The sequence below is a fragment of the Nguyenibacter vanlangensis genome (assembly GCF_038719015.1).
GTDB classification, from domain to species: Bacteria; Pseudomonadota; Alphaproteobacteria; order Acetobacterales; family Acetobacteraceae; genus Gluconacetobacter; species Gluconacetobacter vanlangensis.
Genome location: NZ_CP152276.1, coordinates 3,141,209 through 3,161,325, shown reverse-complemented (window position 1 = coordinate 3,161,325; position 20,117 = coordinate 3,141,209). Strand labels below are relative to the sequence as shown.

Annotated in this window: 21 protein-coding genes and 1 tRNA gene; 11 read left to right on the top strand and 11 right to left on the bottom strand. The window is 69.5% G+C overall.

Features of this window, described 5'->3' with window-relative positions:
* Nucleotides 1-114: 114 nt before the first annotated feature.
* Genes AAC691_RS14770 through AAC691_RS14760 form a run of 3 tightly spaced genes read left to right on the top strand, consistent with a single transcriptional unit; the run spans nucleotide 115 to nucleotide 1,875 of the window.
* On the top strand, nucleotides 115-492 hold the full coding sequence (locus AAC691_RS14770; RefSeq protein ID WP_342627459.1) for a LapA family protein: 378 nt from the start codon (nucleotides 115-117) through the stop codon (nucleotides 490-492).
* Nucleotides 489-1,196: an orotidine-5'-phosphate decarboxylase gene (gene pyrF / locus AAC691_RS14765; protein WP_342627458.1), complete on the top strand. Its 708-nt coding sequence runs from the start codon at nucleotides 489-491 to the stop codon at nucleotides 1,194-1,196. Before AAC691_RS14770 ends, pyrF begins: the two co-directional genes overlap by 4 nt.
* 7 nt (nucleotides 1,197-1,203) lie before the next feature.
* Nucleotides 1,204-1,875 (top strand): phosphoribosylanthranilate isomerase, encoded by a 672-nt coding sequence (locus tag AAC691_RS14760; RefSeq protein ID WP_342627457.1) that lies wholly within the window; start codon nucleotides 1,204-1,206, stop codon nucleotides 1,873-1,875.
* On the opposite strand, the gene AAC691_RS14755 is transcribed toward AAC691_RS14760, so the two are convergent.
* A complete protein-coding gene (locus AAC691_RS14755; RefSeq protein ID WP_323989235.1) occupies nucleotides 1,860-2,225 on the bottom strand; it encodes a hypothetical protein in 366 nt (121 codons plus the stop codon). The two genes, AAC691_RS14760 and AAC691_RS14755, sit on opposite strands and share 16 nt — an antisense overlap.
* A 141-nt stretch (nucleotides 2,226-2,366) precedes the next feature.
* Nucleotides 2,367-2,897, bottom strand: coding sequence for a DUF721 domain-containing protein (locus tag AAC691_RS14750; protein WP_342627456.1), 531 nt, complete (start codon nucleotides 2,895-2,897; stop codon nucleotides 2,367-2,369).
* A 9-nt stretch (nucleotides 2,898-2,906) separates the two neighbouring features.
* Between AAC691_RS14750 and AAC691_RS14745 the strand changes: the two genes are divergently transcribed.
* From AAC691_RS14745 to hemH, 3 genes are all read left to right on the top strand, one after another.
* Complete coding sequence (locus AAC691_RS14745; RefSeq protein WP_342627455.1) at nucleotides 2,907-3,980, top strand: A/G-specific adenine glycosylase; 1,074 nt, start codon at nucleotides 2,907-2,909, stop codon at nucleotides 3,978-3,980.
* A gap of 231 nt (nucleotides 3,981-4,211) precedes the next feature.
* A complete protein-coding gene (locus AAC691_RS14740) occupies nucleotides 4,212-4,367 on the top strand; it encodes a hypothetical protein (RefSeq protein WP_342627454.1) in 156 nt (51 codons plus the stop codon).
* An 89-nt stretch (nucleotides 4,368-4,456) separates the two neighbouring features.
* Entirely contained in the window at nucleotides 4,457-5,482 is a 1,026-nt protein-coding gene (gene hemH, locus AAC691_RS14735) for a ferrochelatase (RefSeq protein ID WP_342627453.1), read from the top strand.
* A gap of 136 nt (nucleotides 5,483-5,618) precedes the next feature.
* On the opposite strand, the gene AAC691_RS14730 is transcribed toward hemH, so the two are convergent.
* Nucleotides 5,619-5,990 (bottom strand): hypothetical protein, encoded by a 372-nt coding sequence (locus AAC691_RS14730; protein WP_246285575.1) that lies wholly within the window; start codon nucleotides 5,988-5,990, stop codon nucleotides 5,619-5,621.
* Between the two features lie 101 nt (nucleotides 5,991-6,091).
* Nucleotides 6,092-6,676 carry a hypothetical protein gene (locus AAC691_RS14725; protein ID WP_342627452.1) on the bottom strand — a complete coding sequence of 195 codons (585 nt, stop codon included), beginning with the start codon at nucleotides 6,674-6,676 and terminating at the stop codon, nucleotides 6,092-6,094.
* A 401-nt stretch (nucleotides 6,677-7,077) separates the two neighbouring features.
* On the opposite strand from AAC691_RS14725, the gene AAC691_RS14720 reads away from it, so the two are divergent.
* From AAC691_RS14720 to AAC691_RS14710, 3 genes are all read left to right on the top strand, one after another.
* Nucleotides 7,078-7,875, top strand: a complete 798-nt coding sequence (locus AAC691_RS14720) for an aspartyl/asparaginyl beta-hydroxylase domain-containing protein (protein ID WP_342627451.1) — start codon at nucleotides 7,078-7,080, stop codon at nucleotides 7,873-7,875.
* Nucleotides 7,876-7,984: 109 nt separating this feature from the next.
* Nucleotides 7,985-9,436 (top strand): amidohydrolase family protein, encoded by a 1,452-nt coding sequence (locus tag AAC691_RS14715; protein ID WP_342627450.1) that lies wholly within the window; start codon nucleotides 7,985-7,987, stop codon nucleotides 9,434-9,436.
* Nucleotides 9,437-9,698: 262 nt separating this feature from the next.
* On the top strand, nucleotides 9,699-9,971 hold the full coding sequence (locus AAC691_RS14710; RefSeq protein WP_342627449.1) for a type II toxin-antitoxin system prevent-host-death family antitoxin: 273 nt from the start codon (nucleotides 9,699-9,701) through the stop codon (nucleotides 9,969-9,971).
* A 498-nt stretch (nucleotides 9,972-10,469) separates the two neighbouring features.
* On the opposite strand, the gene AAC691_RS14705 is transcribed toward AAC691_RS14710, so the two are convergent.
* From AAC691_RS14705 to AAC691_RS14695, 3 genes are all read right to left on the bottom strand, one after another.
* Nucleotides 10,470-10,546 (bottom strand) — tRNA-Pro (locus AAC691_RS14705).
* Nucleotides 10,547-10,665: 119 nt separating this feature from the next.
* A complete protein-coding gene (locus AAC691_RS14700) occupies nucleotides 10,666-11,247 on the bottom strand; it encodes a TIGR00730 family Rossman fold protein (RefSeq protein WP_342627448.1) in 582 nt (193 codons plus the stop codon).
* Between the two features lie 56 nt (nucleotides 11,248-11,303).
* On the bottom strand, nucleotides 11,304-12,506 hold the full coding sequence (locus AAC691_RS14695; RefSeq protein ID WP_342627447.1) for an MFS transporter: 1,203 nt from the start codon (nucleotides 12,504-12,506) through the stop codon (nucleotides 11,304-11,306).
* Between the two features lie 215 nt (nucleotides 12,507-12,721).
* Here AAC691_RS14695 and AAC691_RS14690 point away from each other — a divergent pair, with 215 nt between their 5' ends.
* Nucleotides 12,722-13,300 carry an NUDIX hydrolase gene (locus tag AAC691_RS14690; protein WP_342627446.1) on the top strand — a complete coding sequence of 193 codons (579 nt, stop codon included), beginning with the start codon at nucleotides 12,722-12,724 and terminating at the stop codon, nucleotides 13,298-13,300.
* Nucleotides 13,301-13,328: 28 nt separating this feature from the next.
* Here the strand turns inward: AAC691_RS14690 and AAC691_RS14685 are convergent, their stop codons facing one another.
* The 3 genes from AAC691_RS14685 to folD form a co-directional block, all read right to left on the bottom strand.
* On the bottom strand, nucleotides 13,329-15,410 hold the full coding sequence (locus tag AAC691_RS14685; RefSeq protein WP_408904629.1) for a M1 family metallopeptidase: 2,082 nt from the start codon (nucleotides 15,408-15,410) through the stop codon (nucleotides 13,329-13,331).
* Between the two features lie 240 nt (nucleotides 15,411-15,650).
* The gene (locus tag AAC691_RS14680; RefSeq protein ID WP_342627445.1) at nucleotides 15,651-16,406 is read right to left on the bottom strand and encodes a methylenetetrahydrofolate reductase; all 756 of its coding nucleotides are present in this window, start codon (nucleotides 16,404-16,406) and stop codon (nucleotides 15,651-15,653) included.
* Nucleotides 16,403-17,338 (bottom strand): bifunctional methylenetetrahydrofolate dehydrogenase/methenyltetrahydrofolate cyclohydrolase FolD, encoded by a 936-nt coding sequence (gene folD, locus AAC691_RS14675; protein WP_342627444.1) that lies wholly within the window; start codon nucleotides 17,336-17,338, stop codon nucleotides 16,403-16,405. Before folD ends, AAC691_RS14680 begins: the two co-directional genes overlap by 4 nt.
* An 81-nt stretch (nucleotides 17,339-17,419) precedes the next feature.
* Between folD and AAC691_RS14670 the strand changes: the two genes are divergently transcribed.
* Nucleotides 17,420-18,469: a beta-eliminating lyase-related protein gene (locus AAC691_RS14670; protein WP_323989247.1), complete on the top strand. Its 1,050-nt coding sequence runs from the start codon at nucleotides 17,420-17,422 to the stop codon at nucleotides 18,467-18,469.
* 37 nt (nucleotides 18,470-18,506) lie between these two features.
* On the opposite strand, the gene AAC691_RS14665 is transcribed toward AAC691_RS14670, so the two are convergent.
* The gene (locus AAC691_RS14665; protein ID WP_408904630.1) at nucleotides 18,507-20,096 is read right to left on the bottom strand and encodes a Do family serine endopeptidase; all 1,590 of its coding nucleotides are present in this window, start codon (nucleotides 20,094-20,096) and stop codon (nucleotides 18,507-18,509) included.
* Nucleotides 20,097-20,117: the final 21 nt, after the last annotated feature.

The window sequence follows — 20,117 nt, the reverse complement described above, 5'->3', positions numbered from 1 at the left end:
ACATCACGACGGCCGGACCGGAATCAAGGCCCTTCCCGCCGGCCACCGGCACGATCCCGTGCGGCGGCGCCGCGCGCCTTGCCGTCCGCCCCGCCGAACTGTAGGAGGCAGAGCATGTTGCGTCTTCTCATCACCGTCCCTTTCCTGCTGGTGCTGATCATCTTCAGCGCCTGCAACCAGGACTCCGTCACGATCTGGTTCCTGGACTGGAGCTGGAAATCGTCGGTCGGCGTGCTGACATTGATCGTGGCCGCCGCCTTCTTCATCCTCGGCGCCCTGTCGGTCTGGTTCGCCGAACTGCGCCAGCGCGGGCGGGCGCGCCGCGCGGAACAGCAGGTCCGTGTGCTGGAGGACCAGGCCGCCGAACTGCGCCGCCAGCAGGCGGAAACCTATAACCCGCCCGCACAAACACCAGTTCAGGCACCCGTCCAGGCACCCGCCCATGCACAGGGGGCGGCGCTGCCGCCCTATCGCGAGGCACCGCTGCCATGACTGCCCGCCGCACCAGGCTGATCGTCGCCCTGGACACCAAGGACACCGCCCAGGCGATACGCTGGCGCGACCAGACGGCCCTCAGCGCCGACGCCATCAAGCTGGGGCTGGAATTCACCTATGCGCGCGGGCTCGATGCCGTGCGGCAGGTGGCGGATGGCGGCACGCTGTTCCTGGACCTGAAACTGCATGACATTCCCAACACGGTGGGGTCGGCCATCGGCAGCCTGGCGGCGCTGCGCCCGGCCATGCTGACGATCCACGCCCTGGGCGGCGGCGCGATGATCGCGGCCGCCCGCGCCGCGATCGACCGCGCCTTCCCGGCCGGGGCACGGCCGCTGCTGCTGGCGGTGACGGTGCTGACCAGCATGGACCAGGATGCGCTGCACGGCATCGGCATTCCCGACGATCCCTGCGCCGAAGTGCTGCGCCTGGGCGCGCTGGCGATGGCGGCGGGGGCCGACGGGCTGGTGTGCTCGCCGCTGGAAATCGCCCCGATCCGCGACAGGCTGGGTGCCGCGCCGGTGCTGGTGGTGCCCGGCATCCGGCCGGCCGGCGCCGCCTCGGGCGACCAGAAACGGATCATGACCCCGGCCGAGGCCAGCCGCGCCGGCGCCGACTGGATCGTCGTCGGCCGGCCGATCACCCAGGCCGCCGACCCCGGCGCCGCCGCCGCCGCCGTGGCGGCGGAACTGGCGGGCTGACCGCGCCATGTCCCCCACCATCGGCGTCAAGATCTGCGGCCTGACCGAGCCGGCGGGGCTGGACGCCGCGATCGCCCATGGTGCCGATTGGGTCGGGTTCGTGTTCTTTCCCCGCTCGCCGCGCCATGTCACGCCCGCGCAGGCCGCCGGCCTGATCGCCCGCGTGCCCACCGGCGGGCCGCGGCGGATCGGCCTGTTCGTCACCCCGACCGACGCGGCGATCGAAGCCGTGCTGGACACGACCACGCTGGACGGGCTGCAGATCTATGCCGGCGACGAGCGGGCCATGGCGATCCGCCTGCGTTTCGGCCTGCCGGTCTGGCAGGCGCGCGGCGTGGCCGCCGCCGCCGACCTGCCGGCCGCCAGCCGGATGGACGGGCTGGTCATCGAATCCCGCCCGCCCGCCAGCGCCGACCGGCCGGGCGGCAACGGACGGGCCATCGACTGGACGATCACCCGGGGATGGAGCGCCCCGGCCCCCTGGATCCTGGCCGGCGGGCTGACGCCCGACAACGTGGCCGAGGCGGTGGCACGCAGCGCGGCGCCCGCCGTCGACGTGTCATCCGGCGTCGAAAGCGCCCCGGGCCGCAAGGACCCGGATCTGATCGCGCGCTTTATCCGCACCGCCCGCCAGACTGCTGCGCAATCGCCGGCGGCGTCCCCTTACCAGCCCGGATAATAGGCGTAGGGATACGCCGGGTACGCGTAGGCCGGATAGGCGGGATAGGCCGGATAAACCGGGTAGGCACGGTACGCCGGATAGGCATAGGCCGGATAGCGGTAGCCATAGCCGTAAGAATATGGTGCCGCGATCGCCGCGCCGGCCAGCAGGCCGACCCCGAAGCCGCCCCAGCCCCAACCGGGGCGCCAGCCGCCGCGATAGCCCCAGCCACCGCGATAGCCGCCGCCATGCCAGCCCCAGCCGCCGCCGTGCCAGCCGCCGTGGCCACCCCACGCCATGGCCGCGGTCGAGGACGCCATGCCCGCCACGCCCAGCGACATCGCCAGCAGAAAAGCCACCTTGCGCATCGGAGCGCCCCTTTCAGCAAGAATCCGGTCACCTTGATACGGCACGATATAAGACCGCGATCCCGGCCTTTTTATGGCGGCGCCATGCGCGGCACGCGGGGCCGGCCGCCCGATCCCCTCTATCGGCCTCTCTACCGCCCCCTACCGGCCGCCGCCCTGGCGCTCGCGCACCCGCGCGCCCAGGGCGGCCAACGCGTCCTTCAGCGGGCCGTCCGGCATGTCGGGAATCGCCACGGGCGGGGGCGGAGCGCGGCGCGTCGGGCGGGGCGGCGGGGCGGCCTGGGCCACCATATCCTGCACCAGCTTCAGCGACCGCACCGCCTCGCGCCCGCAGGCGCGGTTGATCCGTGCGATCAATTGCGGCGCCAGGTGCTGCAGTTCCATCGCGATCGGCCCGGCGCAGCCCAGGGTCAGCACCCCGGCGGACAGCCGGCGCGGCACGGTGCCCCGCGCCAGGTCGGGCCCGACGATGTCCGCCCAGTCGGCCATGATCTGCGCCGAAGCCGGTGATTGCCGGCGAAAGGCCGGGCGCGTGACGGCGGGCATCAGCGCGCCCAGGCTGCGCATGGCCAGCGCGCGCGGCGCCTGGGCGAGCGGCGGCTGGGCAAGCGACATCTGGGGAGGTGGGGCGGCCGCGCGGGTGCGCTTGCCGTCGGTACGATCCTTCGTCATAAGCGACCCGTGCCTCCTTCCTCTGCCGACCTGCTGCGCTGGTACGACCGCCACCGGCGCATTCTGCCCTGGCGGGCGGCCCCCGGCCGCACCGCCGATCCTTATCATGTCTGGCTCAGCGAAATCATGCTGCAACAGACGACGGTCGCCGCGGTCATTCCCTATTACCACCGTTTCCTGGACCTGTTTCCCACCATCGGCGACCTGGCCCGCGCCGAGACCGATCGCGTCATGGCGGCCTGGGCGGGGCTGGGCTATTACGCGCGGGCGCGCAACCTGCATGCCTGCGCCCGGGTCGTGGCCGCGGCCGGCGGTTTCCCGGCCACGCTCGACGGGCTGCTGGCCCTGCCGGGGGTCGGCGCCTATACCGCCGCCGCGATCGGGGCGATCGCCTTCGGCCTGCCGGTGGTGCCCGTCGACGGCAATGTCGAGCGCGTCACCGCCCGCCTCTTCGCGCTGACCGACCCGCTGCCCGCCGGGCGCCGCACCCTGGCCCGCCACGCCGCGACCCTGAACGATTCGCAGCCGGCCCGGGCGCGGCCATCGGATTTCGCGCAGGCGCTGTTCGACCTGGGGGCGGGGATCTGCACCCCGCGCAATCCCGCCTGCGCCCTGTGCCCCTGGCGGGGCGAATGCGCGGGGTTGCGCCAGGGCATCGCCGCGGCCCTGCCGGCCAAGGCCCCCCGCGCCGCCCGGCCGGTACGCCATGGCGCGCATTTCCGCGCGACCGACGCCGCCGGGCAGATCCTGCTGCGCCGCCGGCCGGCATCGGGGCTGCTGGGCGGCATGCTGGAACTGCCCGGCACCGAGTGGCGCGCGGAACCCTGGGCGGAATCCGAGGCACTGGCCCATGCCCCGCTGCCCGGCCCATGGCGGCAGGCCGGACGGGTCACGCACGTCTTCACCCATTTCACCCTGCATGTGGACGTGTATTCGGCGCGGATCGGGCGCTTTCCCAACAGCGCCGCCCAGGCCGGCGGCCTGGTCTTCGCCGCCCGGGATCTCGACGGGCTGGCCCTGCCGTCGCTGATGCGCAAATGCCTGGCCGCGACGCCGCCGGACCGGCCGACCGGCGCGCCCTGACGATCCGGGCCCCGCGACCGGTGCCCGGGTTTGGTGCCCGAGTTTGGTACCCGAGTCGGGAGGTTATTTTTTCGTTGACGGACGCCGAACCGGCGCTGTTGACTGAATGACGCGGCCGGATGACCGATTTGGTGCATAAAACCGCCGCTGACACCGCCGCAGGCTTGGCCAAGCCCCGGAACACCGCCATGTTTCATGGCGTGCCCGGCTTGTCGACGGGGTATGGAGAGCATGATGGCCGTGATTGCCGCCTTTCTGTCGTCGCCCCTGCCGCTGGCCTGCATGACCGCGCTGGCGGGCTGTGCCGCGCTTTACGCATGCCGCGCCCCCGCACCGCGCGCGATCCCCATTCGCGCAACCCGGGGCCGCGTGCGCCGCCACCGCTGACCGGCCGACCGCCGGCCCCGTCCCGCCACGCGCCGCCCGTGCGCGCGGGCTTTGCCAGGATCCGCCGGATCCTGTAGCACGGTCACATCATGAGATTCCTGACCGTCCGCGCGACCGAGCCGACCGCCCCTTCGGGCGTCGGCATCCTGCTGACCAACCTGGGAACGCCCGAGGGTACCGGCTACCGGGCCGTCAGGCGCTATCTGTCCGAGTTCCTCTCCGACCGCCGGATCATCGAGGCCAGTCCCGCGCTTTGGCAGCCGATCCTGCAAGGGCCGGTCCTGGCACTGCGTCCCCGGCGGAGTGGCGCCGCCTACCGGCGGATCTGGCATGCGGACGGCGACGAAAGCCCGTTGCGCACCCATACCCGCGCCCAGGCCCGGGCCCTGGCCGCGCGCTTCGCCCCCGACGGGGTCGCGGTGGAATGGGGCATGCGCTACGGCACGCCCGCGGTCGCGACGGCGATCGCGGCGCTGCTGCGCCGCGGCTGCACGCGGATCCTGCATTTTCCGCTTTATCCACAATACAGCGCCACGACGACCGCGACCGCCAACGACCAGGCGTTCCGCGCGCTGATGCGCCTGCGCAACCAGCCGGCGATCCGCACAGTGCCGTCCTTCCCCGACCATCCGCTCTATATCGACGCGCTGGCCGGCTCGGTGCGCGCCCGGCTGGCGGCGCTGCCCTTCGCGCCGCAGCGGATCGTCGCCTCCTTCCACGGCCTGCCGCGCGATTACGTGCAGCGCGGCGATTCCTACGCCGAGGAATGCACGCGCACCCTCGCCGCGCTGCACCGCGCGCTGGACCTGCCCGAGGAGATGATGCCACTGACCTATCAGTCGCGCTTCGGCCCCGCGCGCTGGCTGGAACCCTATACCGCGCCGCTGGTCACCGCCCTGCCGGCGCAGGGCATTACCCGCGTCGCCGTCATCATGCCGGGCTTCCTGGCAGATTGCATCGAAACGCTCGACGAGATCGGCCACGAACTGCGCGACGCGTTCGCCGCCGCCGGCGGGACGGATTTCGCCCTTATCCCCTGCCTGAACGCCACCGATCCGGCGATCGACCTGCTGGAGACGCTGGCCAGGCAGGAACTGTCCGGCTGGCTGGGATGATTTTCCCCGATAATCCGTTTTCGTAAGGAAGTTTCTGGGATTCGAAAAACGGCGCGCCGGACCTTCGCCCGGCGCGCCGCCCCGTCATTTGCTCCCAGTCATTCGTTCCCCGCCATTCGTCCCTCGATGGCCCTGCTCAGTGGCCGGAAGGCCCGGCCGGCGGTCCCGGCGGATGCTCGGCGTCCCACAGGGTCGCCTTCTGCTCGTCGGTCTTGCGCGCGCGATAGCGTTCCAGTGCGCTGAGATTCGGATCGACCGGGTGCTCCTTGTCGTAGAGCGCCGCCTTTTCCCGGACCGTCTTGCGGTATTCATGGCGTTTATACATGCCCGCCGCGCATCCGCCCATGGCACCCACCACCCCGTGATGGACCAGGTGGCCGCCGACCGCGCCGGCCGCGCCATATTTCAGGCAACCGCCGGGCTCCGCCCGCGCCCCGCTCGCCAGGCCCGCCGTCATCAGGGCGGCTGCCGCCAGCAGCGGCAGGCCGCGCATTCCGTTCGTCAGCATATGTTTCGTCCATTCGCAAAAAAACACGGGCGGTCGGGGCGGATGGCCCCGCCCCGACCGCCGTACCCCATCATGCAGCGGACTATGTCAACGCTATGACGTCATGGCCGGTCGCAGCTTTCGGTCAGCCGGTTGAACACCAGCCCGTGACTGCACTGCACGACCGGCGACTGCATCGGCGGGGCCGTTTCCGGCGCGGCACCGTAAGGCTGGGCCGGATAGGATTGCGGCGTATAGGACTGGCTCGGATAGGCCGGCGCCGGATACGCATAGCCCGCCGGCGGCCCATAGGCGGCGGCTGGCGGCGGATAATCGTAATAATCATAATACCCGCCATAGGCCGCGGTACCGGCGGCGACGCCCAGAGCGGCGCCGAACGCCAGCGGCCAACCCCATCCCCAGCCCCAGCCGGGATATCCCCACCCCCCGCCGCCCCAGTACGGGTGATAGCCCCAGCCGCCCCGCCAGCCGTAACCACCATGCCAACCGTAACCGCCATAGCCGCCATGCCAGCCATAGCCACCGCCGTGCCAGCCGCCGCCCCAGCCCCCGTGATAGCCGCCATGGAAGCCGCCGCCGCCATGAAAACCGCCATGCTGCGCCATGGCCGCGCCCGGCGCCGCGACGCCCCCCAGCATCGACCCGCCCAGCATCATCGCCATACCCGCCATCAAAAATCGCCGCATGACCCAACCCTCCACTGCACCGGAATATAAGCATCCGCCGCAGGAGGTTTGAGGCCACCGGCGTATCGATGTGTAACGACCCGAACCACGCGGCACGGGCGGGATGACGCTCTTTCAACCGGTCCGCGGGTTTATGGCCGGCGACCGATATCGTCGGCCATCACAGAATTGCGAAGTTCGTGTCAGGAAACCGAACAGTAACCATTCCTATTCGCCTTCCCTTCATCCGGACATGTCAGATAAACCGTCATGTCCCGCCACGTGCTCTGTGCCTCCATGACTCCGATTTCTGCGCGAACAGTCTCACGTCATCGTTTTCCGCGCTCCGGTCTGCGCCGATTGACACCCGGATCGGCATCGTGCTGCAAATTTATACTTCCGGAACGGTGACGGGAGGCATCATGAACGACACGGTCCCGCGTCGGGCGGACAAGGCGGCGCACGGCAAATGGCGGTTGCCGTTCAAAGGCCGGTCCCTGTTCGAAATCGGCAAGGACCTGCGCCCCCGCATCGACCGGGTGATCATGCGCGGCTCGCTGCTGCCGGACCGGGCGATTTTGGACACGGCCTGGATGCCGTGGATCGCGATGCTGGAGCGCAACTGGGAACAGATCCGTGACGAAGCCGTGCGGCTCCGCACCCGGGACATTCCCGCCTTGGGCGACCTTTCGCCGGACCACGGCCGTATCGCCGCGGACCGTCGCTGGAAATCCTTCTTCCTCGCCGGATACGGCTATCGGCGCATCGAAAACTGCGCCCGGGCGCCGGTCACGGCGGCGCTGATCGCCCGGATTCCGGGGCTGGTCACCGCGGTCTTCTCGGTGCTGGAGGCGGGCGGGCGCATCCCCCGGCATTACGGCATGACCAAGGGCATGCTGACCTACCACCTGGCCCTGCGGGTGCCGCGGCAGCGCGCGCAATGCCGGATCCAGATCGAAGGCGCCGACGCCCTGCACACGATCTGCTGGGCGGACGGCCGTTCGCTGCTGTTCGACGATACCTACAACCATCAGGTCTGGAACGACACGGACGAGGACCGCTACATCCTGCTGCTTCAGGTCCGGCGCCCCTGCCGCGGCGTCGCCAGGCTGCTGCTGGGCGTCTTCCTGTTCGGCGTGAAGCATTCGCGCTTCGTTCAGGACATCAAGCGCAGGCTGGACGCGCTGGGCGCCGAGCCGGTGCCCCGACCCGCCCGCTGAATCCCGCCCCCGCCCGCATTTCATTTCGAGACCGTAGAAATTCCGCAACAGGAACGTTAGACAGGGAGCGCACCATCGTGCCCCTCCTTCAACGGCCTGTTGGACGATCATGACGATTCCGCGCTTCCGTAAATCGCTGCTCCTCGCATTCGGCATGACGCTTCTGGCCGCGCTGCCGCTCTGTCCGGCGCAATCCCGCGCGGCCGAGACGCAGGCCATGCTGCTGGTCCGCAATGCCTATGTGTTCTCGATGGCGGACGGCCAGAAGACGCCGTTCATCGGCTATATGACGGTCGGCGCGGACGGGCGCATCCGCGCGGTGGGGCAGGGCGAGCCGCCGCGCGACCTGCGGGCCGCAACCAGCATCGACGCGCACGGCCACTGGATCATGCCGGGTTTCATCTCCGCGCACAGCCATCTCTGGCAGGCCGCCTATCGCGGCCTGGCGCAGGACAAGACGCTGCCGGGATGGATCGACGCGCTGTACGCCCAACAGGCCGCGCACGCCACGCCCGAGGATTTCTACTGGTTCACGCTGGACGGCGCGCTGGACCATCTGCGGCACGGCATTACCGGGGCCTATAATTTCAATTACGGGGACGCGCTGCCCAATCCGCCGGAACGCGACAACGTCAATCATCAGGAATTCCGCGCCGAGATGGCCTCGGGCATCCGTTTCGTGCACGGTGTCCAGGCCATTGCCGGCGGCCGGGACCACACGCTGGACGGCGCGCGCCGCCATCTGAAGCAGTTCCTGGCATGGAGCGCGGCGCAGCCGCATGGCGGCCGGCTGCTGTCGGTCATGCTGAACGGCACCGTGGCGTTCGAGGCCAATCCCGCCGACGCGCTGGCCGAAGCCCGGCTGGAAGGCACCCTGATGCACGAATTCGGCGTGGCCAACCAGACCCATTACCTGGAGCCCCCGGACAGCATCCAGTCCGAACAGGCGGTCTTCCCCGATTTCGCGCGGACCGGCATGATGGGCAGGACCCTGATCTTCGGCCATTTCATCCATACCACGCCCGACATCGTCGCCCAGGCCGCCCGCGCGGGCGCCGCCATGTCGTGGAATCCGCTGTCGAACGGCCGCCTGGCCTCGGGGGTCGCGGACATCCCCGCCTATCTCAAGGCCGGCATCCGCGTCGGCATGGGCGTGGACGGAGAGGCCAGCGCCGACGTCGCCGATCCGTTCGAGAACATGCGCACCGGCCTTTACGCCGTCCGCGACAAATATCAGAACGCCGCGATCATGGGCCCGTACGACGTCCTGCGGCTGCATACCGTGGGCAGCGCCGACGTGCTGAACGCGTCGGACCGGGTGGGAAGCCTGGAGCCCGGGAAATTCGCCGATTTCCTGATGATCGACCCGTCGCACCTGGCCCATGTCTTCGACCCCTACGCCACGCTGGTCTTCGCCGCATCGCAGCAGGATCTGGAACAGGTCTATGTCGGCGGCCGGCTGATGGTCGATCACGGCCGCGTCCTGCATCAGGACATGGCGGCGGTCGAAGCCCAGGCCGACCGCCGGGTCGCCGCATCCCTGGCCGGTGCGCCACGCTGACGCGCCCGCGCCGGCGATGCGGTATCGGCTTGACCGTCCCGGGTCTCTCTTTCGGGGCTCCGCCCCGAACCCCGCCAAAGGCGGTGCCTTTGGAAACCATTTATTTACCAGTGGATTGTGGTCGATGGCAGCATCCTCGCCTGGCGTCGCAACATCAAAATCTGGTTTTTGGCTGCCGCCATATCATTTCAAATCACCTTGACCATAGATTCGAAAGATTCGTATAATCTGAAACTTTCGAATTTTTTCAGAGGACATAGCTATGGAGGTCACGTCTGCAGACTTCATCAAGCGGTACGGCGAACTTGCTGACTGTGCGATGCACGAGCCTGTTACCATCACGAAGAACGGCAGGAAGCGCCTTGTCATCCTTGGCTTTGACGAGTTCCGCCGTCTTCAGGACCTGGACCATCGCGCATTCCGTATCGAGGACCTTGCCACGGTTGAGCCGCAGCTTGCCCGTGCCCTGGAAGACGTGGAGACGCCGCCTGGCTATGAGCATCTTGACGACGAAACCAAGCACTGGACGCCTTGATACCCAAGACACCCATTCCTGGCCTCGTCATTCGATATGGCTATCTTTGGAACAGGGAACATCAGCAGGGACAGGAAGAAGGCAGAAAGAATCGGCCCTGCGTCGTTATCGTCGCCGTTGCGTCCCGCGTTCTGGCCTTGCCTATCACGCATTACCCGCCCCTTGACGCTGCCGACGCGATAGAGCTTCCCCCGGCGACGAAGGACCGCCTCGGCCTAGACGGGCAACGCTCATGGGTTGTCGTCTCCGAAGGGAATGCCTTCACATGGCCCGGCCCTGACCTGACGGGCGCATACGGCATGCTTCCGCCGGCTGTGCTGGCTGTCATCAAAGCGCGACTGGTCGAGAGGATGAAGGCAGGAACGCTCCGGCAGGCGTCGCGGAGCGAATAGACGCAAAATCGGGGCCTGAACCGCGCCAGCCCACTACGTCCTTGCTTTTTCCGGGAAATCCAATCCACTGGCAACGCAGGGCTTGAACACAAGATCTTTTAGCGGCTGGTCGGAGTGAGAGGATTCGAACCTCCGGCCCCTGCGTCCCGAACACAGTGCTCTACCAGGCTGAGCTACACTCCGAACTTGATGGGGGCTATACATGCCCTCCTGCCGCTCCGCAAGGGTCCCGATGCCCACTATCGCGCGGGAAGATGTATTTTTGTCATCCCGCCGTCACATCGGGCCGCCACATCGGACCGTCAGAGCCGGTCGACATTCTCGGTCGCCGGCCCGCGTACGGCCTGCTTCAGCCGCGCCATCGTCGTGGCGACGTCGGGCACGACCTCGAACAGTTCCAGCGCCGATGCATCGGCGAAGCCCTCGCGCACCGCCGCGCGCAGCATGGCGACCATCGGGTCGGCCCACCCCGCGACATTGACGACGAAGATCGGCTTGTCATGCAGCTTTAGCTGCCGCCAGGTCACGATCTCGATCGTCTCGTCGAACGTGCCCAGCCCGCCGGGCAGCACCACGAACGCATCGGCCCGGGCGAACATCAACTGCTTGCGGCTATGCATCGAATCGGTGACGGTCAGGTCCGTCACGCCCTCATGCATCACCTCACGCGCGCGCAGAAAGGTCGGGATCACGCCAGACACCCGGCCGCCCGCCGCCAGGGTCGCGTCCGCCACGGCGCCCATCAGCCCCACATCCCCGCCGCCATAGACCAGGCGCATCCCGGCACGCCCCAGGCTGGTCCCCATCTCGCGCGCCGCTTCCTCGAAATCGGGGCGGGCGCCGAAACGCGACCCGCAGAACACGGCAACGGCAGCAACGGACATGGACGCGATCCTCCTGAACATGGCGGCACGATGCGGGCGGCGGCGATCCGCCCGATTCAGGCGACGCTTGTTCGCGCGCGCCCCCGAAGCAGCAGAGTGGCACCGACCCCCGCCCCGGTAAATAAGGCCGCGACCAGAAACATCGGGCCATAGCCCAGGCCGTGGATCACCAGCCCCAGCATCGGCCCCGACAGGCCGATCCCGATATCCAGGAAGACGCTGAACGCCCCCAGCGCGGCCCCCCGGTTATGCGCCCCCACCCGGGTCACGGCCTCGACCCCCAGCGCGGGAAAGACCAGCGAGAATCCGGCCCCCGTCAGCGCGGCCCCCAGATCGGCCGCGGCCACGCCGCCGCTGCGCCACAGGATCAGCAGGCCGGCCACCTCGACCACCAGCGACGCCACGGCCACGACGCCGCCGCCGCGCAGGCCGATCTGGCGCGAGAACAGCAGCCGCACCAGCACGAAGACGATGCCGAAGATCATCAGCCCCAGCGCCGCGCCGGACCAGTGCCGGTCGGCGAAATACAGCGACAGGCAGGCCGAGATCGCCCCGAACCCGACCGAACCGCAGGCCAGCACGATCCCATAGGGCAGCACCCGCCAGAAGACCTGGCGGAAGGGCATGGCCTCGCCCCGGACGACCGGCGGCACGGCGGCGTAGCGCGCCGCCAGCCCCAGCCCCAGCAGCGGCAGCAGCGCGGACAGCAGCCCCACCGCCACCAGCCCGCCCAGCGGCGGCGCCATCTGCGACAGCACCGCGCCCACCGGCGCGCCCAGCGCGATCCCGCCATAGGAGGTGATCCCGTTCCACGAGATCACCTGCGCCGTCCGCTCGGCCCCCACGCGGCCGATATTCCACAGGATCGCGCCCGTCGCGGTCCAGCTTTCGCCGGCGCCCATCAGGATACGGCTGGCGATCAGCAGCAGGATCGACGGCGTGGCCTGGTGGACGAACAGACCCGACAGCAGCAGCGCGCCGCCCGACGCGGCACAGGTGGCCAGCCCGATCAGCACCGCGGGCTTGGCCCCCTTCGCATCGACGAACCGTCCCGCCTGCGCGCGGGTGGCGAACGTCGCCAGATATTGCAGCGACACCGCCAGCCCCGCGATCACGGTGTTGTAGCCCAGATGCTGGTGGACGAAGACCGGGATGACGGCCATCGGCAGGCCGATATCCACGTAACAGATCAGATTGAACAGCACGACCGCCAGAATCCGCACGGTCGGGTGGGCCATAACGGACTGCGACGAGGGCATGACGACAGGGCGGCTCCGGTTTGTCCTGCCCTTATACGGGTCGGGTCGGGGGTGTCCAAGACCCGGGGACCCGGCAGGACCGGTCAAAAGGACGCCCCCCGCCGTCACGACCCTGCGACCGCCTTATTGACGCCGCCATTCCGCCGGGGATCATGTAACGCGCGTCACCGCTGGTCGCGCGCAGCGCAGGACCCGCCCGCCGAGGAAGCCGATCCATGAGCACCGAGTCCGTTCCGCCCGATGATGGCGGGTTCGTCACCCTATCCTCGCGCATCGTCTATGAAAATCGCTGGACCCGCGTGCGCGAGGACATCATCCGCCGCCCCGACGGCAACCAGGGGCTGTACGGCATCGTCGAACGCGGCGAATTCGCGGTGGTCCTGCCGCTGGGCCGGGGGCCGGACGGCCCGACCGTCACCCTGGTACGGCAATATCGCTATCCGGTGCGCGCCCGGCTGTGGGAACTGCCGATGGGCATGTGGGAAGATCGCCCCGACGCCGCGCCCGACATGGTGGCACGCGGCGAACTGGAGGAAGAGACCGGGCTGCGCGCCGGCACGCTGCGCCACGCCGGTACGCTCTATCAGGGCGCGGGCTATTCCACCCAGCGCGGCCAGGTCTTTCTGGCCACCGACCTGACACCGGGCGCCCCCCGGCGCGAGGCCACCGAGGGGGACATGACCAGCCACACGATCCCGCTGGCCGAGATGGACCGGATGGTCCGCGACGGCGAGATCACCTGCATGGTCACCCTGGCCGCCATCGCCCTGATCCGCGCGCGCGGCTGGATATAGCGCCGGTATATAGCGCCGGCAGCCGGTTTCAGTGTCCCGGCGGCGCCGGCGGAGTCGCCGGGGAGGAGGCCGGGGAGGCCACGGGGGCGGCGGGGGCGGCCGGCGCCGCGGCCGGCTGGGCCGGCGGCACCGCCAGGGTCAGCACATTGTCCGCCCGGTTCAGGTCGGGAATGTCGTGCCCGGGGTCCAGCGCCACCGATTGCGGCGTGCGCGTGGTCGGAATCGTCAGTTCGATCTCGTTGCGCAATTGCCAGGCCTCGGTCGGGATGCGCAGGCGCGAGGTCGTGCCGTCGGTATAGGTCAGCACCAGCGTGACCGGCAGCGGCAGCCAGCCCTTGTTGTCCACCGTCACCAGCACGCCGCGCGCCGGGCCCTCGCCGGTCACGGCGGCGGATTTCACGGCATAGTCGGGGCCCCAATTATTGAAATACCAGCCGCGCCAGAACCAGGACAGGTCCTCGCCGCCCTCGCTGTCCATCAGGCGGAAGAAATCCGACGGCGTGGGATGGCGATAGGCCCACAGCGCGATATAGCGCCGGAAGGCGCGGTCGAACCGTTCCGGCCCCAGGATCTGCTCGCGCAGCAGCTTCAGCCCGTAGGCCGCCTTGAAATAGGTCACCGGGTGGCGATAACGCTCGGGCACCAGGTCGGTCGGCGTCATCAGCCGGGGGGCCGCCGGGTCGCGCAGCACGGACAGGATGTCGTCCGCCGGCCTGCCGGTCGCGGGCGCGAACTCGGCATCGCGCTTCGGCGCGAATTCCCCGTTGTTGAAATCGTCCGAGGCATAGGTGTCGATGAAGGTGTTGAACCCTTCGTCCATGAAGGCATGGCGCCGCTCGTTCGACCCCACGATCATCGGGAACCAGCCATGGCCCAGTTCGTGCGTGGTGATCCAGAACAGTTCCGGGTCCTTGTCATGCATGCCGTCGAAGACGATGCCCGGATATTCCATGCCCGCGCCATGGCCGCCCAGGTTGATCGCGTCCGGCCAGGGATAGGGGTACCATTGGCGCGAGAAATATTCGATCGCATGCTTCACATAGGCGGTCGACCGGTCCCATTGATGGGCCCCGATGCCTTCGACCGGATAGACCGACATCGCCAGGCGCGGCACCGCCGGATGGCCGGATTCGACCACCAGCGGCGGCAGGTCCAGCCGCGCCGCGTCCCACAGGAAGGCGGGCGACGCGGCGAAGACCACGTCGCGGGTGCCGTTCATGCGGAAATGCCAGGTCCTGGTCCCGCTCTGCGCCAGGTGGCTCTTGGGATCGCTTACGTCGGCCTGGGTGCGGATCATCACCCGTTCGTCGCTGCGGGCGGCCTGGGCCAGGCGGTCGCGCTCGGTCTGGGTCAGCACGTCGGCGGGATTCAGCAGCGCGCCGGACCCCACGACGGTGAAGTTCCACGGCACGGTGACGCTGTAGTCGATGTCGCCATATTCCAGATAGAATTCCTGGCCCAGATAGGGCGCGGTATCCCAGCCGCGGAGATCGTCATAGACGGCCATGCGCGGGTACCATTGCGCCACTTCATAGATGTCGCCGTTGCGCGTGGGGGTCACGGCGGTCCGGCCGCCCCATTCGCCGGGGATCGTGTAATGCCAGACGATCTTCAGCCGGATGCGCCCGCCCCTGGCCTCGAGCGGCGCCGGCAGCGGCACCTGCATCCGCGTGTCGGAAATCAGCGGCGTGACCGGGATGCTCTTGCCGTCCTGCTCGATCGACACGCTCTCGATCGCCTCGCCATCCGTGTGCTCGCCATGGCGCTGCGGATTGGCGAAGCCGCCGCGCGACCCGTCGCGATAGATGTTCTGGTCGAGCTGCACCCACAGCACGTCCAGCGCGTCGGGACTGTTGTTGGTGTAGGTGATCACCTCGCTGCCCGACAGCAGCCGGTTGGCCGGGTCGATCGCCGCCTTGATCTCGTAATCCGCGCCGTTCCGCCAATAGGCCCAGCCGGGCGCACCCCCGCCCGAGCGATAGGCGTTGACCGGGGTCGGATAGGCCAGCGGGGCGAAGATCCGCGCCGGGTCGGGCGGCGGCAGCACCGGGGCGGGGGATGTCGCCGCGGGCGCCGCCGGCGCGGCGTCGTCGGCCGCGACGGCCGGCATCGCGGCGCCGCAGCACAGGAAAGCGGCCAGCATCGCGCCCCCGGCCCCGATGCGGCGCCCGCCGATGCAGACCTCCTGGACGGCTCCCGGGATGGCGGACGGGCGCGAACGCGGACGGGAATGCGGCAAGATCATGACCTTTCGGGGAAACGTGACCGACGAACCGACGAACCGGCCGAGGCTAACGGAATTGCCCGGCGGACGTAACCCACCCCGGGCGATCGTCGCCCGCCGGGCAGGTCACGAGGATAGTGATTCCAGCGCCTGCTGGATCGGCGCCAGATAGCGCACCGGCTTCACGCGCAGCGGCATCAGATAGACATGCCCGCCGGCCGCGCGGACGGTCCGGATCGCGCGGCAGGCAAAGCCGATATTCGCCTCCAGCGTCGCTTCGAAATCATGCGGGAAGACGACATGGTTCGTCGTCTCCCAATAGGACCGCGATTTCGGGCCGATCACCGGCGACAGGCCCCAGAACACCGTCTCGCCGGCCAGCCAGCCCATGCACATCTCCAGCATGCGCGCATCGAATACCGGCTGGGTGAAGAACCCGGCGGCCCCGGCGTCCTTCTTGCGCGCGACGGCCTCCAATTCGCGATAGGGGGCGCGGCGATAGGGATCGAACGCCGCATAGACGCGCAGATGCGGGGCCTCGCGCCGATAGCGGCGGATCACGCTCTCCGACGTGTTGGGAAAGGTCCGGCGGCTGAGATCGGCGGGCGGGTCGCCCTGCACCACCAGCACTTCCTCCAGCCCCTGCACCCCGATGCCGGGCAGCGGCCCGTCCGGATCGACGTCGATGGCGCGGATATGCGGCACGACACGCGGCAGCACCGGTCGTAGCAGCGGCACCGCATCCCAGCCCTGCAGCGCAAAGCGCATCAGGCTGGGCACGTTCAGCGTGTCGGCCATCGGAAAGGCCGCGCGCACCTCGGCCGAATCCGCCTTCAGGGTCTCGGCGTCGCGCGGAATCAGCTCGACGGAAATCCGCGTCATGGAGTACCGCCCGGGTCCGCCGCCGCGCCGACGATCTGGCGGGCGGCGGCGAGGGTGTTGTTCAGCAGGCAGGCGATCGTCATCGGCCCCACCCCGCCCGGCACGGGGGTGATGCGCCCGGCCCGCGCGACGGCCTCGTCGAAGGCCACGTCGCCGATCAGGCGCGTCTTGCCGCTGGGCAGAGTCACGCGGGTGATGCCCACGTCGATCACCGTCGCCCCCGGCTTGATCCAGTCGCCGCGCACCAGGCCGCCGACGCCGGTGGCCACCACCAGGATATCGCCCTGGCGCGCTAGGGCCGCGGGGTCGCGCGTGTCGATATGCCCGACCGACACGGTGCAGCCCTCGGCCAGCAGAAGCTGCGCCATCGGCTTGCCGACCAGGTTGGACGCGCCGATGACCACGGCATGCAGCCCGCGCAGGTCGCCCAGCTCCGATTTCAGCAGCATCAGGCAGCCCAGCGGCGTGCAGGGCACGATCCCGGGCTGGCCCAGCGCCAGGCGCCCGGCATTGACCTCGCCCAGGCCGTCCACGTCCTTCTCGGGCCGGATCGCATTGGTCACCGCCACGGGGTCCAGCCCCGCCGGCAGCGGCAATTGCACCAGGATGCCGTGGATTTCCGGATCGTCGTTCAGCCGGCGGACCAGCGCCAGCAATTCGGCCTGCGACGTGGTGGCCGGCAGCATGTGCATGAACGAGCGCATGCCGGCCCGATGGGTCTGCAACGCCTTGTTGCGGACATAGACCTCGCTGGCCGGGTCGTTGCCCACCAGCACCACCGCCAGGCCCGGCGTCACCCGGTAGCGGTCATGGAACGCATGGACCTCCGCCGCGATCCTCTGCGTCATGGCCGCGGCGAACGCCTTGCCGTCGATCAGGCGCGCGGACATGCTGGGAGCGGGCGCGGGTACGGCGGACACTGGCTCGGTCATGGGCGCTCCGGAAGGCGATTGGATGACATGGCAGGGGACAACCCTTAAAGATGGGCCCTGAAAATGGGGGATATCGTGCAGGTGCAGATACGCAAGAATTTCAGCAGCGACAATGTCGTTCCGGCCTGTCCCGCCATCATGGCGGCGCTGATGGCGGCCAACGAGGGCACGGCGCCCGCCTATGGCGCGGATGCCTGGACCGCCCGGCTGCAGCAGGTCGCGGCCGACGTCTTCGAACATCCGGTCCAGGTCTTTCCCGTCGCCACCGGCACGGCGGCGAACGCGCTGGCGCTGGCCGCCACCACCCCGCCCTTCGGCGCCATCCTGTGCGATGAGAGTGCCCATATCGTGCAGGCCGAATGCGGCGCGCCCGATTTCTATACCGGCGGCGCGCGGCTGCTGCCCATCCCGTCGGAGGACGGGCGCATGCGGCCCGACGCGCTGTCCTATGTGCTCGACCGCCATCCGGCGCACAATGTGCTGAACAACCTGCCCACGACGCTCAGCCTGACCCAGGCCACGGAATGGGGCACGGTCTACGACCCCGCGCAGATCGCCGAACTGGCGGCCCGGGCCCGGGCGCGCGGCATGGCGGTCCATCTGGACGGCAGCCGGCTGGCCAACGCCATCGCCAGCCTGGGCTGCACCCCGGCCGAGGCGACCTGGAAGGCCGGCATCGACATCCTGGCGCTGGGCGCGACCAAGAACGGGGCGATGACCGCCGAGGCCGTGCTGGTCTTCGACCCCGCGCGGGCCGAACACTTCGCCCGCCGCCGCAAGCGCGGCGGCCATGACTGGTCCAAGCAGCGTTTCCTAAGCGCGCAGTTGCTTGCCTATCTGCAGGACGATCTGTGGCTGCAAAACGCGCGGCAGGCCAACGCCATGGCCCACAGGCTGGCCGGCGGCCTGTTCCGCCACCCCGGCGCCCGGCTGGTGTACGAGACCCAGGCCAACGAAATCTTCGTCGCCCTGCCCGATCCGGCCGTCGCGCATCTGCGCGCCGCCGGCTATGTCTTTCGCGAATGGCGCACGCCGGCCGGACTTAACGGCACGGTGATCCGGCTGGTGACCAGCTACGACACCCACATCGCCGACGTGGACGCGCTGCTGGCCACCCTGGCCGCGATCTGACCTTGCCGGGCGGGGGCGACAGGACAGAGCCGGCAGGTCAGTTGTTGTCGTCGCCCGGGCCGCTGGCCCCGCCGTCATTGTCGTTGTCCGTGCCGGGCGTCACGGCGACGAAGATGTTCTGCCCGTTGCGCAGGATGCGCAGCAGCACGGACTGGTTGGCCTTCAGCGCCGCGCGCACGGCGGTGACGGTGGCGCCCGGATTCTCCACCGGGCGGTTGCCCACCGCCTGGATCACGTCGCCGGGGCGGATGCCGGCCTGGTCGGCGGGCGATCCGGACTGGACGTCGCTGACGACGACGCCGCGCACCGACCCGTCCAGGCCGAGCTGCTGGCGCAGGTCGGGCGTCAGTGGCGACAGCGACACGCCCAGGCGCGGGCCGCCCTCGTTCTTCTCGCCCATCGCGCCGTCGGGCGTCTGCGCGCCGGACAGGTTGGCGATGGTCACCGTCGCGGTCTGCTCGGCATTGTTGCGCAGGAACCCCAGCGTCGCCTTGGTGCCCGGCGTGATCGAGGCGACCTTGACCGCCAGGTCGTGCGGGCTGTCCACCTTCTGGCCGTTCAGGGTGGTGATCACGTCGCCGGCCTTGATCCCGGCCTTTTCCGCCGGACTGCCGTTGCTGACGCTGGCCACCAGCGCCCCGCTGGGCGGCACGCCCGGCGCCGCGGGCTTCAGCCCCAGCGCCTTGGCCATCGCCGGGGTGATCAACTGCGCCACCACGCCCAGATAACCGCGGGTGACATGCCCGGTCTTCTCAAGCTGATAGACGACATTCTTCACCACGTCCGACGGGATGGCGAAGCCGATGCCGATCGATCCGCCGCCGCCGGGCGACAGGATGGCGGTATTCACCCCCACGACCTTGCCGTCCTGGGTGATCAGCGGACCGCCCGAATTGCCGCGATTGATCGGCGCGTCGACCTGAATGAAGGAATCGTACGGCCCGTCGCCGATATCGCGCCCCCGCGCCGAGACGATGCCGGCGGTCACCGTGCCGCCCAGCCCGTAGGGATTGCCGACGGCGATCACCCACTCGCCCGGCTCGACCTTGTCGGACTCGCCCAGCTCGATGAAGCGCAGCTTGCTCTGCGTCGTCACCTTCAGCAGCGCCAGGTCGGTCTTGGGATCGCGGCCGACGATCTTGGCCGGCAGGGCGGTGCCGTCATCCAGCGTCACCGTCACCTTGGTCGCGCCCTTGACCACGTGGTTGTTGGTGACGACGTAGCCGTCCGCGGAAATGATGAAGCCCGATCCCCGCGCCTCGATCGTGCGGCGCTGGGGCTGCTGCGGCATCATCTGGAACGGGAAGGGGAACGGGAAGGGCATCTGCTGCTGCCCCTGCGCCCCGCCTTCCTCATCCTCGACGGCGTCGGCGCGCAGGTTGGCGGTGATGGACACCACGGCCGGCTTGACCTGCTTCACCAGGCTGACGAAGTTCGGCAGGGCCTGCTGCGTGTCCGGACGGATCACCCCGCTCTCATCGGCCCGTGCCGCCGGCGCCAGCCCGCCACAGGCCGCCGCGCCGCCCAGCACGGTACCCGCGACCAGCGCCGCCAGCACCCTCGCCGGCAGCACCCTCGCAGCCAGCACCCTGGCGCGCGCCGTCCCGGGCGCCACCCCGGCTGCCATCCCGGCGCGGGGCCGGCGAGC

Coding starts and splice junctions, on each gene's coding strand:
- AAC691_RS14740 (WP_342627454.1), top strand. CDS start 4,212: ATGATGGCCGTGATTGCCGCCTTTCTGTCGTCGCCCCTGCCGCTGGCC.
- AAC691_RS14750 (WP_342627456.1), bottom strand. CDS start 2,897: ATGACGAAGGATCGTACCGACGGCAAGCGCACCCGCGCGGCCGCCCCA.
- AAC691_RS14710 (WP_342627449.1), top strand. CDS start 9,699: ATGGAGGTCACGTCTGCAGACTTCATCAAGCGGTACGGCGAACTTGCT.
- AAC691_RS14680 (WP_342627445.1), bottom strand. CDS start 16,406: ATGACGCGGATTTCCGTCGAGCTGATTCCGCGCGACGCCGAGACCCTG.
- AAC691_RS14715 (WP_342627450.1), top strand. CDS start 7,985: ATGACGATTCCGCGCTTCCGTAAATCGCTGCTCCTCGCATTCGGCATG.
- AAC691_RS14770 (WP_342627459.1), top strand. CDS start 115: ATGTTGCGTCTTCTCATCACCGTCCCTTTCCTGCTGGTGCTGATCATC.
- pyrF (WP_342627458.1), top strand. CDS start 489: ATGACTGCCCGCCGCACCAGGCTGATCGTCGCCCTGGACACCAAGGAC.
- AAC691_RS14755 (WP_323989235.1), bottom strand. CDS start 2,225: ATGCGCAAGGTGGCTTTTCTGCTGGCGATGTCGCTGGGCGTGGCGGGC.
- folD (WP_342627444.1), bottom strand. CDS start 17,338: ATGACCGAGCCAGTGTCCGCCGTACCCGCGCCCGCTCCCAGCATGTCC.
- hemH (WP_342627453.1), top strand. CDS start 4,457: ATGAGATTCCTGACCGTCCGCGCGACCGAGCCGACCGCCCCTTCGGGC.
- AAC691_RS14760 (WP_342627457.1), top strand. CDS start 1,204: ATGTCCCCCACCATCGGCGTCAAGATCTGCGGCCTGACCGAGCCGGCG.
- AAC691_RS14730 (WP_246285575.1), bottom strand. CDS start 5,990: ATGCTGACGAACGGAATGCGCGGCCTGCCGCTGCTGGCGGCAGCCGCC.
- AAC691_RS14725 (WP_342627452.1), bottom strand. CDS start 6,676: ATGCGGCGATTTTTGATGGCGGGTATGGCGATGATGCTGGGCGGGTCG.
- AAC691_RS14700 (WP_342627448.1), bottom strand. CDS start 11,247: ATGTCCGTTGCTGCCGTTGCCGTGTTCTGCGGGTCGCGTTTCGGCGCC.
- AAC691_RS14665 (WP_408904630.1), bottom strand. CDS start 20,096: ATGGCAGCCGGGGTGGCGCCCGGGACGGCGCGCGCCAGGGTGCTGGCT.
- AAC691_RS14720 (WP_342627451.1), top strand. CDS start 7,078: ATGAACGACACGGTCCCGCGTCGGGCGGACAAGGCGGCGCACGGCAAA.
- AAC691_RS14685 (WP_408904629.1), bottom strand. CDS start 15,410: ATGCCGGCCGTCGCGGCCGACGACGCCGCGCCGGCGGCGCCCGCGGCG.
- AAC691_RS14695 (WP_342627447.1), bottom strand. CDS start 12,506: ATGCCCTCGTCGCAGTCCGTTATGGCCCACCCGACCGTGCGGATTCTG.
- AAC691_RS14690 (WP_342627446.1), top strand. CDS start 12,722: ATGAGCACCGAGTCCGTTCCGCCCGATGATGGCGGGTTCGTCACCCTA.